Source organism: Thalassospira sp., from assembly GCF_048059015.1.
Taxonomy (GTDB): Bacteria; Pseudomonadota; Alphaproteobacteria; order Rhodospirillales; family Thalassospiraceae; genus Thalassospira.
Map to the genome: position 1 here is coordinate 147,285 of NZ_JBLLNT010000013.1, position 16,831 is coordinate 164,115.

The window sequence follows — 16,831 nt, forward strand, 5'->3', positions numbered from 1 at the left end:
GCTCTGGCCATTACGACGTGGCGTTTGTGGCATTGTGAAAAATTCATGCCCTCATGCAGTCGATCGGCGGCTTTCATGCGCAATTGACTTGAAATCTGCCCCCATGCACCGCTATGTGTGTGCCAAGATTTCAAAACCATTCTTCGCGAGGAGTTCGCACACGTGAGCACGGTCAAACCCGTTCATATTATCGGTGCCGGTCTGGCTGGTAGTGAAGCCGCCTGGCAGCTTGCAGAAGCTGGCGTTCCTGTCAACATTCATGAGATGCGCCCGGTTCGTCCGACAGATGCGCACCATACGGACAAATGCGCCGAACTGGTCTGCTCCAACTCGTTCCGGTCAGACGACAAGGAATATAATGCTGTCGGCCTGATCCATGATGAGATGCGCCGTGCTGGCTCTATCATCATGCGTTGCGCCGATGAACATAAGGTTCCTGCTGGTGCTGCCTTGGCCGTTGACCGTGAAGGTTTCTCGCAGGCGGTTACTGACGCGCTTGAAAACCATCCGCTGATTTCAATGGAACGTGGCGAGATCGATGGTCTTCCGCCCCAGGAATGGGAACAGACCATCATTGCCACCGGCCCGCTGACATCGGGCCCGCTTGCCGAAGCCATTCGCACGGCGACCGGCGAAGAAAGCCTTGCCTTCTTTGATGCGATCGCACCGATCATCTACAAGGAAAGCATCGATTTTGATAAGGCATGGTTCCAATCGCGCTATGACAAGGGCGATGGCAAGGATTACATCAACTGCCCGATGTATGAAGACGAGTATAACCGCTTCATCGATGCCCTGATCGAAGGTGAAAAAACCGAGTTCAAAGAATGGGAAAAGGACACCCCTTACTTTGATGGTTGCCTGCCGATCGAAGTAATGGCCGAGCGTGGTCGCGAAACCCTGCGTCATGGCCCGATGAAGCCGGTTGGACTTACCAACCCGCATAACCCGACGCAAAAGCCGCGCGCAATTGTCCAGCTACGTCAGGATAATGCCCTTGGCACGCTTTACAATATGGTCGGGTTCCAAACCAAACTTAAATACGGTGCGCAGGTTGAGGTGTTCCGAACCATTCCGGGACTTGAGAATGCGGAATTCGCCCGTCTTGGTGGCATTCACCGCAACACATTCCTGAATTCACCGCGTTTGTTGGACAATACCCTGCGCCTGAAGTCGCGTCCTGATCTGCGCTTTGCTGGTCAGATCACCGGCTGTGAAGGATATGTTGAAAGTGCTGCTGTTGGTTTGATGGTCGGACGTTTCACTGCGGCCGAGAAAGCGGGCAAAACCCTGCCAATGCCGCCGCTGGCCACAGCAATGGGCGCATTGCTTAACCACATCACCGGTGGCGCGGATGAAAGCACCTTCCAGCCGATGAATGTCAATTTCGGTCTGTTCCCTGATCTGGAACTGACCAAACGCGTTAAGGGACGTGATCGCAAGAAGCTTTATACCGATCGCGCAATCCCACTATTTGATGAATGGCTTAGCGCCATCACGGCCGCCTGAAACGACAAAAGCCGCATCACATGATGCGGCTTTTTCTTTGGACCAACCGTGCCATTAGTACTTGGCGGGCTGTCGTTCCAGTTCGCCCGTGATGTCACGGATCTGTTCGCCATCACGGAAACGGCGGAACACCAAATCCATATTTCCGTTTTCATCAAGCGTACGCTTATAGACCTGCATCTCATATCCACCTTCATCGGTGATATAAAGCGCATGAATGGTCAGTGTTGCGTCAACAATACGCGCCCAGAAAAATGGCTCCCCCTTCAGCGGGTCATTGGGGATACGTTTGCCAAACAGGCCAGAACGCATGGCACTGCCATAGATTTCCGGTCGCTCGGTCGAGAAGAACTCGACATTTAGCGACACATTCTTTTCGCGGCCATCGGATTTGTGGATCACTGTCGCCCAATCGACGGTAAAGCCGCGTTCGGTTTTCTGAATGACAACGTCAAGGTCGCGCGCTTGAAGTTCGCCTTCGGCATGCTCAATCGTTGTACCGTGGTAACTGCCAACAAACGGGTCAATGCTGGCGGCCTGCGAGACCATTGGTAGCAATGTAACAACACAAAACAGTCCAGCCCCCATCAGGCGCTGTAACCAATGCTTTTCAGACATTGAATGCATATGTGTCATCACGGTCTGTCCTCACCTTGGGTGGCTTAGCCAATCTTGCGTCGTATAATCAAAGCGTTATGGACGCTAACATGGACAGTTCGAAACTGCCCTACCCTTTATCATTAATTTAGATGATATTTTCGCGATATCCAGCCACCAAGGAATTTCTGATCAATATCGCTTGATCAGACCATTGAGCATCAGGCGCACACTGGCTGGCCGTGCCAGACCGAAATCCGCAGAAAACGGATCAAATTCGGCCTTTTCAAGCTTCTTCAAATAGCCATCGGCGAGAACCACGGGCAAGGCTGCCGCATGGGCTTTTTTCGGCAGCGCTTTACGTACTTTGCGGGCATCCTTGATGCGAGTACGGGCAACTTCGGCAATCTCGCGAGTGAAATTGCGCACCTGTTCCTTTTTGCGGAACTCAAACAGATCGCCTTGGGCAACCTCATGATGCTCCATGCGGTCCTTTGGCAGATAAAGACGCTTTGCCCGCCCGTGGAACACCATCGCGCGCAAGATACCAACCAACCCATAGGCATTTCCGGCAAGGCGCGCGGCATGGTCTGCGTCTTCGCCTTCTGCACCCAACAAGCGCGCAGCAAGAACAGAAATTTTCCCGGACGTCTGATCGACATAGCGATCAAGTTCATTCATATCCGCAGGTTGACGGTCCTCGAGATCAAATTCACGCGCGGCAACCACCTGTTCAAGATCAAAGGTCGTCAACAGGCCCTTCTCAACCAGCTCGGCCAGTGGTTCGACCACTTCATGCTTGCGAACCTTGCCCTCGGCGATTTCAGTTAACGTATCCCGCCACCATTGCAGGCGAATATGACCCAGCATGATCTCGGTGACCATTTCGCGCGTTTTGGAGACTTCCTGATTAAACGCATAAAGCGTGAAAAGGTCTTCGCGCTGTTCAGGTGATGCGAACAAGGCACACAGGAAACGGTCACGGTCATGACGACGGACATAATCTGCGCAATGGGAAAGCTTTGGCGTATCAGTCATTTTGCCTATCCGATCTTTTGCGTCGAACGCAGATCGTCATTGGGATTGCTCAAGGTTTCCGGCATGGTTTCAACATAAAGAGATTGCGACGGGAATGCGAATGCAGCGCCCTCTTCTTCGACAATCCGCTTGAATGCGATGATATGACGGTTCCGAATATCCCGCCATGTAACCCAGTCGGTGGTCTTGGTAAAGTAATACAGATTGATATTTATCGAACTGGCCCCAAAATCGGACAAATGGACCATCTGCGCCACATCGGTTTGCGCAACGTCGTCATCTTCCTTCAGGAACATGCGCAGCTTTTCGACAATAGCTTCCATCTGCTTTGCCGTGGTTCGGTATTCAAGCCCGATGACCATCTTGATACGGCGATGGGTCATCCGCGACCAATTGATCACCGGAGAATCCACGATCTGAGCATTGGGCATGGTTACCAGTGCCTTGGCAAAAGTCCGAACCTTCGTCGCACGCAAGCCAACCACTTCGACTGTGCCTTCGAAATGCGGAGTTTCGATCCAGTCTCCGCGCTTATAAAGGTTATCTGCAAAGATCGTCAGACCGCCAAAGATGTTGGCAACAGAATCCTTGGCGGCCAACGCCACGGCCATCCCGGCCAAACCAAGGCCGCCGAGGAAGGCCGAAACATCGATGCCCCATCCTTCAAGGAAGATCACCCCGCCAATAACAACAATCAGTGTTTTGACACCCCGGATGAAAAACTGCCGCAGATCATCGCCAAGTCCGGCGCCAAATCGCCCGACAAGACGGTTAAGCGATACAGCAACAGGCTCAACCGCCCGGAACAAAGCCCAGAACACGCAAAATGCCGATGCCAACGTAATCGCGTCCATTCCGACAGTGTTTATGGCATCCGGAAGTGCGAGAAGTTCTGTCGCGAAATAGACACCAAGCAGCATCACCAGGGCTTGCAGCGGCAAAGCAAAGGCATCGAGCACATTGGCAATCATGCTTTGGGCACGCTGTTGGGCAATTCGGCGCAAAATGCCCAAAGCACCGCGCACCAAAACGCGCTTGAAGATAAAGAAAATCAGCAGCACTAAGGCTGCCCCAACCCATCTTCCGACCTCGCCACCACCAAGCAGATCGACCCATGTATTCATGTGGCCAATGACTTCTTCGTTGAGGCTGCCCAGTTCGGTTGTGATTTCATCCATGGCTTGTAAGGTATTCTGCTGTTAAGGTTATTTTGACGACCGACATGAAACTAATACGTGCAGACATGTATTTCCGGCCTTTGTATAACAACTAAAATGGCGCAGGCATATGGCATCCTTCACGTCCGGACGATTACACGTTATTGGCGGTGGCCTGGCGGGTTCCGCCCTGGCAACCCTCATGGCGGAAGACGGCATTGACGTGACGCTTTACGATGAGGCAGAGCCCTTTGAAAGCCGCTGGACACGTGGCATGCAAACAGCTCCCGAAAGCCACAAAACTGCCGAGCCTGAGATTTTCCATGATCCAGACGGTGTCGTTGCCGACTATTTCGCCAGATGGCCCGAAATCCCGACAAAGCTGATCAGACCCGCCCATTGCGTCATGGGGCTAAAGCGCGGCCGTCGCAAGCCGGCCATTATTACCCTTGATCAGGGTATATCACGCGCGCTAATTGCCCGCAGACTTGGTTTCATTGCACGTGCCTATACCGCATTTTCGCTGTGGCAAAACCGATATGCCAGTGAAGAAAGCCGGGTTGAAGGAACCATCGCATCAGGCATGCTTGAAAGCGACGAGCAAGCCAATGTACCTGGCACCTATCACCGCGATGCGCTGGCCGTACTTGCCGAAGTTCTTTTTTCCATGCCCGCACATCGTTGTTCGAAGGCCCTTTTGGGCCGGGTCATGACACCCAAGGCGTCCAAACTGTTTTCAAAAAGTCATGAGCCGGTCTTTTCTGCGATCGATCCGATTATCCTGAACGATATTGCCCTGCCTGCATTGCGTGAACGTTTCATCACGTCTGGTGGCAGTATCAAGGCCAACACCAAACTTGGTGATATCGACAGCACATCTGATTACGCAACCGACCTTTTGTTTGATGATGATAGCCAGATCGTTCTTAAACCGAACGACGCCGTTGTTTTGGCCCTTCATCCCAAGCCGTTGTGTGATGCGGTTCCTGATATCGGTATGACGCCAGCACCGGCCAAACGGCAAACCATGGCGTTTGAACTAAAACGTCCATTTGCCGAACCGCGATGCTTGTTGGTAAGTGACGATATCGTGCGCGCCATCTACTGCAATCGCCGTCATCTTCAGGTCTCTCTGAATAGCGGCCTCCATATTCCAAATGATGGAACCATAGATCAGTTTGCCCATCGGATATGGCAGCGCTGTGTTTGGCTGTGTGATCAGTATCTAAATCTGGATTTACAGGTGCGTTCTGAGAATGCCGAAGGCTTTGATCACCCGAACTATCGTTTCATTGATGCAGAGGCCCCCTTCCCGGAACTGAGCCCGGGACTGGCTGCACTGCGTCACAGGCTACAGCCACCTTGGAAAAACCTGTTCCTGTGTGGGGATTCGTTCCCGGCTGAACATGCACCCGGACCGGCTGCACTCTTTACCAGCGTCAAACAGGTCCGCCAGCAATTGCAGGCGTTCTTTTCGAATTAAACTATGCCTGATCAGATCGCGATCATCGCGGCGGCAACGCGACGTGCCTCGGCCACCAGCACATTATAAGTACGGCAAGCAGCACCCGTATCCATCGGCTCGATCACGATGCCATGCGGCTTAAGCGCCTGACGCCAAGCCATTGGTACCGGCGTTAAACGTGTTCCCATACCCAGTATCAGGATTTCAACGTCGTCGGCCTTCTCGATGACACGTGCAAATGATTCAGGTGTGATGTCATCGATGGATTTGACATTCCAGGAATAGATAGCTTCTGGAAACAGGATCACCGAACCCGTGACTTTTTCATCGCCAAACCGAAACAGGCCATCACCATAGCCTGAGACCAGGTTGCGGCCTTCGGCGACCATCGTACTTACTTCAACAGACATTTTGGACCCATTTGCCGTCGTTCTTTTTAACGTGATTTGGACTTAGTCTGAATTTCACTCAGTGTCGAGGTGTTCTTAGACAGTTTTTCCACGCCACAAAATGAATAGCCCGGACAAAACGACAACAACACATCCAATGATCATCATCATGTCGGGCTCTTCACCAAACAATATCATGCCCAGTGCAATCCCAAATAATAGCCGAGTATACCTAAATGGCGTAACGGCGGATACATCACCGATGCGCATTGCCTTCATTAAGGCTGCGTAGGCAAACGCCCCCATCAGGACCGCACCCAATAGATACAAAAGGCTCTCCATACTTAACCATGTGAACGCTTTTCCATCCCAAATCGAAAACGAGATGCCCGCCAGAATGATGGCCACGAACCCGTAGAACCCCAAAATGGACGTGCTTAGCGATACAGGGGCTGCGCGGCTGGCAAGATCGCGCCCAGCAAAGCCAATCGTGCCAATCACGGCAAGCAAGGACAAAGCAGAAAAGCTGTCAGCGGTCGGACGCAAAATGATTAAAACGCCGATCAAACCGATGATGATTGCGGTCCATCTTCTCCAACCGACCTTTTCACCAAACAGGATCGCCGCGCCGAGAACGACAATAATTGGTGCCGCCTGAAGTATGGCCGTGGTTGATGAAAGTGGGGTCAACGCCAGTGCCAGGACATAAAACAACCGCCCAACCACTTCGAACACGACCCGTATGCCCATGGCACGCGACAGCACGTCAGGATTAAGCAGGCGCTTTTTCTCGATCCGCGCGACGGCTGCAAACAGCACAGCACCGCCGAAGCCAAACACAAGCAAAACCTGACCTACAGGATGGGCCGCTGAAACTGCCTTAACGAACGCATCCTCAAAGGCAAAGGCAACCATCGCAGTCATCATCCAAAGGCTGCCTGTCAGATTTGCGCGATGCTCGGGGTTTGAAGCAACATGAAGTGTCATCGGTGGACGCCAGTTTTGAAGGATTTTTAACCGGCTCTCCATGGGCAGAAACGAGAAGCCGCGAACGATAAAAGCCTGCAAAAGAAAAGGCCGGGTTTGTTGTCGCACAAACCCGGCCTTAGTGTAAATCTATCAATTCAACGTTATTGATCAGGCACTTGCTTCCTGACCTTCTTCCGCTTCGGGGATTTTGCGTTTGAGGTTCAAAACAACCAGCAGCGGAGAAGCAACGCAGATCGACGAATAAGTACCGATCACGATACCGAAGATCAAAGCCATGGTGAAGCCACGGATCGCCTCGCCACCAAATACGAACAGCGCAATCAATGCCAGCAAGGTGGTCAATGACGTCATGGTCGTACGTGACAAGGTCGAGTTGATCGACAGATCAAGCAGATCCGGGATTTCCATCTTGCGGAACTTGCGCAGATATTCGCGGATACGGTCAAACACAACGACCGTATCGTTGATCGAATAACCCGCAACCGTCAGAACCGCGGCAAGTGTCGCCAGGTCGAACTGAACACCGGTAATGACAAAGAAGCCAATGGTGATCAGAACGTCATGAAGCAGTGCTGCGACCGACGCGACAGCAAACTGCCATTCAAAGCGTACCCAGATATAGACCATGATCAGCAGAAGCGAGATGACGACCGAATAGAAGCCAGCTTCCTTAAGCTCGCTACCAACCTTCGGGCCGACCAGTTCGCTACGGCGAATGGTTACATCGTCGCCAAGCGCTTCGGTGACGGCAGCCAGTGCAGCCATCTGGGCTTCTTCTTCACCATCCTGACGCTGCAGCTGGATCAGTACATCATCAGGTGCGCCAAATTCCTGGATCGAAACGTCACCAAGACCAAGGCTTCCGAGATTATCACGCAGCGCATTGATATCCGCAGGACCGTTAGTTTTGATCTCAACCAGGATACCGCCACGGAAATCGATGCCGAAATTGAGACCCTTGGTAAAGAACATACCAACAGAGCCCAAAACCATAAGCAGCGAAACGATATAGAAGATTTTCCGGAATTTGAGGAACGGGACGTTCACGTCATCCGGGACAAGATGTAAAGGTTTCATATCTTCCCTGTGCCCTTCCTCAAAGTACCAGTTCAGTCGGACGGCTGCGCTTGACCCAGACTGAAATCAACAGACGGGTCAGCCAGATGGCCGAGAACATGGAAGTGATGATGCCAATTGCCAGCGTGACTGCAAAGCCCTTGATCGGGCCAGAACCGAAGCTGAACAGAACCAATGCCGCAATCAGGGTGGTGATGTTGGCATCAAGAATGGTCGACATCGCGCTACGGTAACCCGCGTCAATCGCATTGATGATGGAACGACCATTACGGCGCTCTTCACGAATACGTTCGAAAATCAGAACGTTGGCGTCAACCGCCATACCGACCGTCAGAACGATACCGGCAATACCCGGAAGGGTCAGCGTCGCCTGCAGAACCGACATTACTGCCAGAACAAGGATCAGGTTCATCAGAAGTGCGATATCGGCATAAACGCCAAAGCGGCCATAACTGATCACCATGAAGGCGATGACGAAGACCAGACCAAGAAGGGCTGCAATTTCGCCAGCCTCAACCAAATCCTGACCAAGGCCCGGACCAACAGAACGTTCTTCAAGGATCTGCATCGGTGCCGGCAGCGCACCAGCACGCAGCAGCAGTGACAGGTCATTTGCTTCCTGAACACTGAACTGGCCAGTGATGATACCGTTACCACCAAGGATCGGCTCGTTGATGCGCGGAGCGGAAATCACTTCTCCATCAAGGACGATCGCCAAACCACGACCGGCGTTCTTGCTGGTGATATCGCCAAAGCGTGCACCACCTGCCGCATCGAAGCGGAAGGAAACAACAGGGCGGCCGTCGCTGAAGGTCGGCTGAGAATCAACGAGGTTGTCACCCGAGACAACGATACGGCGATCAATCAGGTATTCACGAATGCCCGCAGCCTGATCCCCTGCATCCGCAGACGGAAGGATCATGGTGCCTGGCGGAAGGCCGGTTGAACGTGCATCAGAAGCCGTTTTCTCGGCATTCACGAGATGGAAGTTCATCTTCGCCGTACGGCCAAGGATCGCACGCAGACGCGACGGATCATCAAGACCCGGCACCTGAACAACGATGCGGTTTTCACCCTGACGCTGGATTGACGGCTCGGTCGTGCCCAGCTCGTCAACACGACGACGGACAACTTCAAGCGACTGCGCAATTGCACGGTCGATCAGTTCCTTACGCGCAATCTCGTTATAGGAAACATAGATATTGTTCCCCTCGCCGCTCAGTTCCGTATTTGGTTCTGCCGTACGGGCGATTTCACGGGCTTTCTCGACGTCTTCTGCACGCAGGATGGTGATCTCGGCGCCGGTTGCGGTTGCTTCGCGCGGGCGGTTACGGATCTGTTCCTGACGAAGCTCGGTGCGGATGCTGTCAGCCAAAGCGTCATAGCGTTCGCGCAGGACACTATCGGTGTCGACTTCAAGCAACATGTGCGAGCCGCCGCGAAGGTCCAGACCAAGATTGATCTGCTTGCCTGGCAGATAGCCGGAATCACTCGGGAGCGATCCGGACGGCAGGAAGTTAGGTGCGGCGTAAATTACGCCCAAAGCACACACCAGAAGGACCAGTGCAGCTTTCCATTTGGTAAAATATAGCATGTGTTTTTTGACCGGATCTGTCTGGGTCAACCTTGGTCTGGTTCCAAGGTTCTTGGAACAACGGGTATTTTGTACCGCTTCAGGCCACCGGTAAAATGCAAGAAGGCGGAGCCTTGTGCCCCGCCTCACTTAGCGCGAAGAGATCAATCTTTCTTGGTCTCTTCTTCTTCTTTTTCTTCTTTGGCGTCGCCTTTGGCCGGTTCGGTTTTCGACAGAACCGTCGAAACCATGCCGCGTGCCACTTTGACTTTAACGCCTTCAGCAATCTCAACTGACAGCTCGTCATCGCCAACAACCTTGGCAACGGTGCCGATCAGACCACCGGCAGTGACGATTTTGTCGCCACGGCGGATCGCCTCGAGCATTGCTTTATGTTCTTTCTGTTTTTTCTGCTGAGGACGGATAAGCAGGAAATAGAAAACAACGAAAATCAGGATCAGCGGTGCGAACTGCATCAGTGCGCCTGCACCATCCGCTCCACCAGCGGCCTGAGCGTAAGCCGTCGAAATAAACATTAGGAACTCCTAATTCCTCAGAACAAAAAATATCAACTGCCGGAATATAACGGTGTACTACGCCAAAGCAAGGAAGAACCGGATCATTGGTAGGAAAATCAACACACGTGTGGCTTTGTTCACGATCATTCAAGGGCGCAACGCCATTAACACGCTGTTCCACAACGCTCCGGATATGCTAGCTTTCCGGCCAACCCATTCATGTCACCAATAAAAAGAACCGTCCGAGGCTTCGATGAGTACCGAATTCGACAAGTTATTGCCTACCCTTGAACGTATCGCGACAGCGCTCGAACGCATGGCCCCACCTGCACGTTTTGAAAATGATCTCAGTGTTGCGGACGCATTCGTCTGGCAGGCCGAAAATGGTTATCTGCAACCGGTTCGAAATGTGAACCGCATTGATATCAATCTGCTGCAAGGCATTGGTCAGCAAAAAGAAATTCTTTACAACAACACCAAACGCTTTGCGGATGGACTGCCCGCCAACAACGCACTTCTTTGGGGCGCGCGCGGGACTGGCAAAAGCTCCATCGTCAAGGCGATGCATGCCAAAATCAATGCCGAACGCCCGGCGGCACTGGCACTTGTCGAAATTCACCGTGAAGATATTCCGAGCCTTCCGGAACTCCTGCATATCTTGCAGGAAAGTGGCCGGCGAACGGTTCTGTTCTGTGACGATCTGTCATTTGATGGCCAGGATGAAAGCTATAAATCGCTTAAAGCCGTCCTTGAAGGTGGCATCGAAGGCCGTCCGAAGAACGTTATTTTCTATGCGACCTCGAACCGTCGTCACCTAATGGCGCGTGACATGATCGAGAATGAACGGTCCACTGCGATCAACCCGTCAGAGGCAGTTGAGGAAAAGGTATCACTGTCGGATCGCTTTGGTCTGTGGCTTGGCTTCCACAATATTTCGCAGGATATTTATTTCGATATTATAGAGGGTTACGCCAAAGAGTTTAATCTCGACATCCCGATCGAAGAGCTTCATGCACGCGCCAAGGAATGGACCGTCACGCGCGGCAGCCGTTCGGGCCGTGTGGCCTGGCAATTCATTCAGGAACTTGCGGGCGAACTCGGAAAATCACTCGATTAACGCCACAACCGCGATCGCCAAAATACAAACGCCCGGAGTTCTGTCCGGGCGTTTTTCTTATCTCGATACCATCACACTTGGCAGGAACTTCATGGGATCGGACGATTTGCGTCCTTGCCTGACTTCAAAGTGAAGCTGCGGGAACGTGACAGCACCGGTTGTTCCAACACTTGAAATGCGCTGGCCCCGGGTCACCACGTCGCCACGCGCGACCAACGGATTTTCCGTATGCGCATAGGCCGTAACGAAGTTATCGGCATGTTTGATCAAGATTAGGTTACCAAAGCCACGCAATTCGTTGCCGACATAGGTCACAACACCGTTTTCGGCCGCCAAGATAGGCGTACCACGGTTGGCCTGAATATTGATCCCGTCATTAAACAAACCACCAGTCCCTGCCCCGTATTTCAGGACAACCTTGCCCTGCACCGGCCAGATAAATCCTTTGCGGTCTGCTGGTTCAGCCAAAGCAACTTCTGTCCGTACGGCACTGCCTTGCCCTGCGGCCGGCGTTGGTCTGCTATCAGACTGCCAGGTCCGCGTTGATGCAACATCCCGTTCCGCCACTGAGGCGTAATCGCGCGGCTTGATACCCGGTGTCGGAATATTACCGCCCGACCGCGGTGCAACACGTGCGGTTTGTGTGCTGGGACGCGCGCTTGTCGTTGATGTGTTGCCGGGTGCCGGAAGACTAACGACCTGACGTTTGCCCGCAATCGTCACAGTTGCTGTCCGCGTACTGCTTTGGTTTGACGCAACAGCGGTTGGCGGTGTGCTGTCGTAATCCGCACTCCAGGGCGGTAGGACCAGCCGTTGCCCCGGATAAATCACGTAGGGTTTGCGAAGTCCGTTGCGCGACGTGAATTGCGCAAAGTCCGTGCTATAACGTGCTGCAAGCTCTGAAACGGTATCCCCCGGCTCAACCGTGATCACCCGTTCGCCATTCTTGAGCTTGGGCATGCTGTATGGGCTGTAGCTTGCGCCATCGCCATACACCACCGGTACGGGGACGGAATTAAGCAAACAGCCGCTCAACGCCGCACTTGCCATACCGACAAGCAGCAGTCGTTTTGCATTCACAACAGCGCGTTTGACACAATTTTCCATCATGTTACTGATTGTCGCCGAGCAGCCGTTAACAATCAGTAAGCAGAAGATGGCAACTTGGTGGAATATTGGCCGACTTTTCGGCCTAGAATTCCTCAGTACCCGGTAGCATCGGAACAAAGCGAACCGGCATAAGTTCTGTTACCTCAACCCCGCTTGGCGTCCGCAAGACGCGCAGCAACAACTGGGTATGGGAAACCTCACCCACAGGCACGACCATGATCCCGCCCAGGGCCAATTGATCGACCAGGACAGGTGGAACATCCTGCGCCGCTGCCGTCACAATGATACGATCAAACGGTGCCTGTGCCTTCCACCCAAGTCCGCCGTCAGCGTGAAGGGTGGAAATGGTATGCAAGCCAAGCTCGCGGAACTTTTCCTCTGCCTCGCGCAGAAGCGGCTTGTGACGTTCAAGCGTGTAAACACGCCGTGCAAGTTTTGCCAGGATCGCCGCCTGATAACCAGACCCGGTACCGACCTCAAGCACCTTCATCCGGTCATTCAGCTCCAGCGCCTGGGTCATCAATGCGACGATATAAGGCTGTGAAATCGTCTGGCCTTTGCTGATTGGCAAGGCGACGTTTTCCCAAGCCCGATCGACAAAGGGCTCGGCTACAAAAGACTCTCGTGGGATGTCAGCCAGCGCGCGCAAGACCGTCTCGTCATGAATGCCATCATGGCGAAGCGTTTGAAGCAAATTGGCTATTTCGGTTTCACGCGTAATGACCGGCTCGTTCACGGAAATGCTTTCGTCAGTTTTTCAAGTGTTTCGTAATGGGTGAAGTCAAGGCTGATCGGGGTAACCGAAATATTGCCTTGCTCGATGACACGCAGATCAGCGCTTTGATCTTCGGGTAATTCCGAAAGAATGGCACCAATCCAGTAGTATGGTTCGCCGCGCGGATCGTGACGTTCAGCAATATGATCGCCGATCTTGCGCAGACCTTGCTTGGAAATTTTGACCGTCGCACCACCAGGTGCTTCGTGTTCCGGGAAATTGACGTTAATCAGAACACCCTTTGGCCAACCATTTTTGACCAAGGTTGCAGTAACGTCTTTCAGGTACTTCTCAGCAATCGTCCAGTCGATCATCTCGCCTGAGAAATACTGCGAGAACGCGATTGCCGGAACATTCAGAAGGGTTGCTTCCATCGCAGCCGCGACCGTGCCGGAATAGGTCACATCTTCGCCAAGATTACCGCCGCGGTTAATTCCGGATAAAACAATATCGGGCGGCGTGTCTCGCATGACCTGCTGCAAGCCCAAAAGAACGCAATCGGTTGGCGTTCCATCGACCGCAAAATGACGTTCATCGCGTTTGTGAATGCGCAATGGGCGGCGCAGGGTCAATGAATGCCCCGCACCGCTTTGTTCCATCGAAGGTGCGATCACCCAAACATCGTCGGTAAATTCCCGTGCCAGCTTCTCAAGCAGCTTGATCCCCGGCGCATCAATGCCGTCATCATTACTGATCAGGATACGTGCGTTGGTCAGATCAATCATGCCGTCATGCCTTAGCGCGGAGAAATCACCTCAAGCCCGCCCATATAGGGCTTAAGCGCGTCCGGAACCCGGATCGAGCCATCAGCTTGCTGATAGTTTTCCATCACCGCAATCAGGCAACGCCCAACAGCAAGACCGGAACCGTTCAGGGTGTGAACGAACTGGGTCTTTTTGTCGCCTGCGGCACGGTAACGTGCATTCATGCGGCGCGCCTGGAAATCACGAGTGTTCGAGCAAGACGAAATCTCGCGGTATTTACCCTGCCCCGGCAACCAGACTTCGATGTCATAGGTTTTCGCAGCCGAGAAACCGATGTCGCCTGTGCACAGAATGACCGTGCGATACGGCAGACCAAGACGCTCGAGCACGGTTTCCGCACAGCGTGTCTTGCGGGTCAGCTCTTCGTCAGATTTCTCTGCCTCGACCACCGACACCATTTCCACTTTCGAGAACTGATGCTGACGGATCATACCGCGCGTGTCACGACCAGCAGAACCCGCTTCCGAACGGAAGCACTGGGTCAATGCGGTATAGCGCAGCGGCAGTTTCGCTTGATCAACGATGTCACCAGCCACCTGGTTGGTCAGGGTGACTTCAGATGTCGGGATCAACCAGTAATCATTGGTAGTCTTAAACGAATCTTCGGCAAATTTCGGCAGCTGACCGGTGCCAAACATCGCATCGTCACGCACCAGCATCGGAGTTACGGTTTCTTCGTAACCATGTTCGGTCGTGTGAAGATCAATCATGAACTGTGCAAGCGCACGCTCAAGCTTCGCCAAACCGCCACGCAGAATAACGAAACGCGAACCCGACAGTTTGGCTGCGGTTTCAAAATCCATCATGCCAAGTTTTTCGCCGATCTCGAAATGCTCGACCGGCTGGAAATCGAACTCGCCCGGCGTGCCCCAGCGATTGACTTCGACATTGTCGTCTTCGTCTTCGCCAACCGGCACTTCGGCATCAAGAATGTTCGGGAATGACGACAGCAGAAGATCAAGCTGTTCATTCAGCGCGGCCTGCCCGTCTTCGGCATCCTTGATCTTGTCCTTGAGCGTGCCCATTTCGGCCATCAGCTCGTCGGCATTTTCACCATTTTTTCGCAGCTTGCCGATTTCGCCGGAGATGTTTTTGCGGCGTGCGAGCATTTCCTGATGCTCGGTCATCAGTTTGCGGCGCTCAACGTCGATATCGATCAGACGCTGAGCGGTAATTTCCTGTTTGCGCGCAGTCATCGCTGCGTCAAAAGCCTCGGGGTTATCCCGAATCCATTTAATGTCGTGCATCGAACGGCACCCTGTCAGTCTACTATTTGTGGCTTTATACGATGGGGTGGACACAAGGTCCACCCCGCCAAATCGGATGTTTTTCGGCCTTGGATTTCAATCAACGGGCGTTGTTGAAATCATCCTCGCCATCATCTTTTCGCGAAGGTCCGGACAAACGCGGCGCGCCATCGTCTTCGGATGATCGGGTCAGTGACGTTTGACCATCATCATAGGACGCAGCGGCAGCCGCCTGCTGATCGACACTGTCATCAGATGTCGCAACAGCCGTTCCAGATGCCTCAGCTTGTTCGCCGTCCTCATCATCTTCTTCGTCTTCTTCGGCAGCGGCTTTTTTCGCACGCTTGCGCTCGGAAATACGCGCCATGATGATCGAGATTTCATAAAGAATGATGATCGGAATGCCCAAACCAACCTGCGAAATCAGATCAGGCGGTGTCAGCACTGCCGCAAACACAAAGGCAATCACGACCGCATATTTACGACGACTTGCAAGGCCATTCGCCGTAACAATGCCTGCGCGTGCCATCAGTGTGAGCAACACCGGCAGCTGGAAGCAAAGACCAAAGGCAAAGATCAGCTTCATCACAAGAGACAGGTATTCCCCCACTTTTGCTTCAAGCTGGATGGCGAGTGCGGATGCCCCACCGACCTGTTCGAAGCTTAGGAAGAATTTCCATGCCAGCGGCATGATGAAGTAATAAACAAGCGCACCGCCCATCAAAAACAGAACAGGGGTAGCAAACAGGAACGGCATGAATGCCGAACGCTCGTTTTTATAAAGTCCCGGCGCAACAAACGCCCAGAACTGCCCCAAAAATACCGGGGCTGAGACAAAGCACGCAGCAAAGAATGACACTTTGACATAGGTGAAGAACACCTCGGTCAAAGCGGTATAGATCATGCGACGATCCGGTCCCATGATGTCGGCTAGTGGCCGCACGAGGAACCCATAGATGTCCTCGACGAAGTAATAGCAAACACCAAAAGTGATAAAGAGCGCCAAAACAGCCCATGTCAGGCGGTTTCTGAGCTCTATCAGATGCTCCATAATTGGCATCTGCTTGTCATGCGACTGCATGTTCACGCCTGGCTCTCCGGGTGGTCATTCTTCTTGCTCTCGCCAGCGCTTGATTTGGCATCAGTCTTCTCAGGCTTTGCTGCTGTTTCGAACGGTTTGTCCGCAGCAGTTTTCGCCTTTGTATCCTTCGCCTTGTCGTCGCTTTTGGGGGCGCCGATGCTTTTCTCTACGAAGTCTGATGCACTGGTAGGCGCACTGCTGACCTGCTTGCGCAGATCATCAAGCTCCGCCTCACGGATGATGTCATCGATGCCGCTTTGGAATTCACGCGCCATACCGCGCACTTTTTTCCAATAGCCAGCCAACTTGTACAGAAGATGCGGTAACTCTTTGGGGCCGACGACAAATAACGCGACGACGGCCACAAGAGCCATTTCGGTCCAGCCGATATCAAACATTTGACACGCCTATCTGAAGGAAATCC

General features: G+C 53.1%; 17 protein-coding genes. 3 read left to right on the plus strand and 14 right to left on the minus strand.

The window, feature by feature from the left end; translation table 11 throughout:
- Positions 1–162: 162 nt before the first annotated feature.
- Entirely contained in the window at positions 163–1,509 is a 1,347-nt protein-coding gene (gene trmFO / locus ACMZ66_RS17400) for a methylenetetrahydrofolate--tRNA-(uracil(54)-C(5))-methyltransferase (FADH(2)-oxidizing) TrmFO (RefSeq protein ID WP_416939076.1), read from the plus strand.
- A 54-nt stretch (positions 1,510–1,563) separates the two neighbouring features.
- Here the strand turns inward: trmFO and ACMZ66_RS17405 are convergent, their stop codons facing one another.
- The 3 genes from ACMZ66_RS17405 to ACMZ66_RS17415 all read right to left on the minus strand — a co-directional run bounded on the left by ACMZ66_RS17405 (position 1,564) and on the right by ACMZ66_RS17415 (position 4,322).
- Entirely contained in the window at positions 1,564–2,145 is a 582-nt protein-coding gene (locus ACMZ66_RS17405; protein ID WP_416939077.1) for a hypothetical protein, read from the minus strand.
- A gap of 153 nt (positions 2,146–2,298) precedes the next feature.
- Positions 2,299–3,144, minus strand: coding sequence for a phytoene/squalene synthase family protein (locus tag ACMZ66_RS17410; protein ID WP_416939079.1), 846 nt, complete (start codon positions 3,142–3,144; stop codon positions 2,299–2,301).
- 5 nt (positions 3,145–3,149) lie between these two features.
- Entirely contained in the window at positions 3,150–4,322 is a 1,173-nt protein-coding gene (locus tag ACMZ66_RS17415; protein ID WP_416939080.1) for a mechanosensitive ion channel family protein, read from the minus strand.
- Positions 4,323–4,431: 109 nt separating this feature from the next.
- Between ACMZ66_RS17415 and ACMZ66_RS17420 the strand changes: the two genes are divergently transcribed.
- Positions 4,432–5,784, plus strand: a complete 1,353-nt coding sequence (locus tag ACMZ66_RS17420) for an NAD(P)-binding protein (RefSeq protein ID WP_416939082.1) — start codon at positions 4,432–4,434, stop codon at positions 5,782–5,784.
- An 11-nt stretch (positions 5,785–5,795) separates the two neighbouring features.
- Here the strand turns inward: ACMZ66_RS17420 and ACMZ66_RS17425 are convergent, their stop codons facing one another.
- The 5 genes from ACMZ66_RS17425 to yajC all read right to left on the minus strand — a co-directional run bounded on the left by ACMZ66_RS17425 (position 5,796) and on the right by yajC (position 10,331).
- Positions 5,796–6,176 (minus strand): Mth938-like domain-containing protein, encoded by a 381-nt coding sequence (locus tag ACMZ66_RS17425; protein ID WP_416939083.1) that lies wholly within the window; start codon positions 6,174–6,176, stop codon positions 5,796–5,798.
- A gap of 75 nt (positions 6,177–6,251) precedes the next feature.
- Positions 6,252–7,184, minus strand: coding sequence for a DMT family transporter (locus tag ACMZ66_RS17430; RefSeq protein WP_416939190.1), 933 nt, complete (start codon positions 7,182–7,184; stop codon positions 6,252–6,254).
- Between the two features lie 108 nt (positions 7,185–7,292).
- Positions 7,293–8,222 carry a protein translocase subunit SecF gene (gene secF, locus ACMZ66_RS17435; RefSeq protein ID WP_416939085.1) on the minus strand — a complete coding sequence of 310 codons (930 nt, stop codon included), beginning with the start codon at positions 8,220–8,222 and terminating at the stop codon, positions 7,293–7,295.
- Positions 8,223–8,241: 19 nt separating this feature from the next.
- Positions 8,242–9,816 carry a protein translocase subunit SecD gene (gene secD / locus ACMZ66_RS17440; RefSeq protein WP_416939088.1) on the minus strand — a complete coding sequence of 525 codons (1,575 nt, stop codon included), beginning with the start codon at positions 9,814–9,816 and terminating at the stop codon, positions 8,242–8,244.
- Between the two features lie 143 nt (positions 9,817–9,959).
- Positions 9,960–10,331, minus strand: a complete 372-nt coding sequence (gene yajC / locus ACMZ66_RS17445; RefSeq protein ID WP_416939090.1) for a preprotein translocase subunit YajC — start codon at positions 10,329–10,331, stop codon at positions 9,960–9,962.
- A 235-nt stretch (positions 10,332–10,566) separates the two neighbouring features.
- Here yajC and ACMZ66_RS17450 point away from each other — a divergent pair, with 235 nt between their 5' ends.
- Entirely contained in the window at positions 10,567–11,430 is an 864-nt protein-coding gene (locus ACMZ66_RS17450) for an ATP-binding protein (protein ID WP_416939092.1), read from the plus strand.
- 57 nt (positions 11,431–11,487) lie between these two features.
- Here ACMZ66_RS17450 and ACMZ66_RS17455 read toward each other — a convergent pair whose 3' ends face one another.
- The 6 genes from ACMZ66_RS17455 to tatB all read right to left on the minus strand — a co-directional run bounded on the left by ACMZ66_RS17455 (position 11,488) and on the right by tatB (position 16,805).
- The gene (locus tag ACMZ66_RS17455) at positions 11,488–12,540 is read right to left on the minus strand and encodes a peptidoglycan DD-metalloendopeptidase family protein (RefSeq protein ID WP_416939094.1); all 1,053 of its coding nucleotides are present in this window, start codon (positions 12,538–12,540) and stop codon (positions 11,488–11,490) included.
- A gap of 82 nt (positions 12,541–12,622) precedes the next feature.
- Entirely contained in the window at positions 12,623–13,276 is a 654-nt protein-coding gene (locus ACMZ66_RS17460; RefSeq protein ID WP_416939096.1) for a protein-L-isoaspartate(D-aspartate) O-methyltransferase, read from the minus strand.
- On the minus strand, positions 13,273–14,040 hold the full coding sequence (surE, locus tag ACMZ66_RS17465; protein ID WP_416939098.1) for a 5'/3'-nucleotidase SurE: 768 nt from the start codon (positions 14,038–14,040) through the stop codon (positions 13,273–13,275). Before surE ends, ACMZ66_RS17460 begins: the two co-directional genes overlap by 4 nt.
- Before the next feature lie 11 nt (positions 14,041–14,051).
- Positions 14,052–15,326 carry a serine--tRNA ligase gene (gene serS, locus ACMZ66_RS17470; protein ID WP_416939100.1) on the minus strand — a complete coding sequence of 425 codons (1,275 nt, stop codon included), beginning with the start codon at positions 15,324–15,326 and terminating at the stop codon, positions 14,052–14,054.
- A 100-nt stretch (positions 15,327–15,426) separates the two neighbouring features.
- Positions 15,427–16,407 (minus strand): twin-arginine translocase subunit TatC, encoded by a 981-nt coding sequence (gene tatC, locus ACMZ66_RS17475; protein ID WP_416939192.1) that lies wholly within the window; start codon positions 16,405–16,407, stop codon positions 15,427–15,429.
- Between the two features lie 2 nt (positions 16,408–16,409).
- Positions 16,410–16,805: a Sec-independent protein translocase protein TatB gene (tatB, locus tag ACMZ66_RS17480; RefSeq protein ID WP_416939102.1), complete on the minus strand. Its 396-nt coding sequence runs from the start codon at positions 16,803–16,805 to the stop codon at positions 16,410–16,412.
- Positions 16,806–16,831 lie beyond the last annotated feature (26 nt).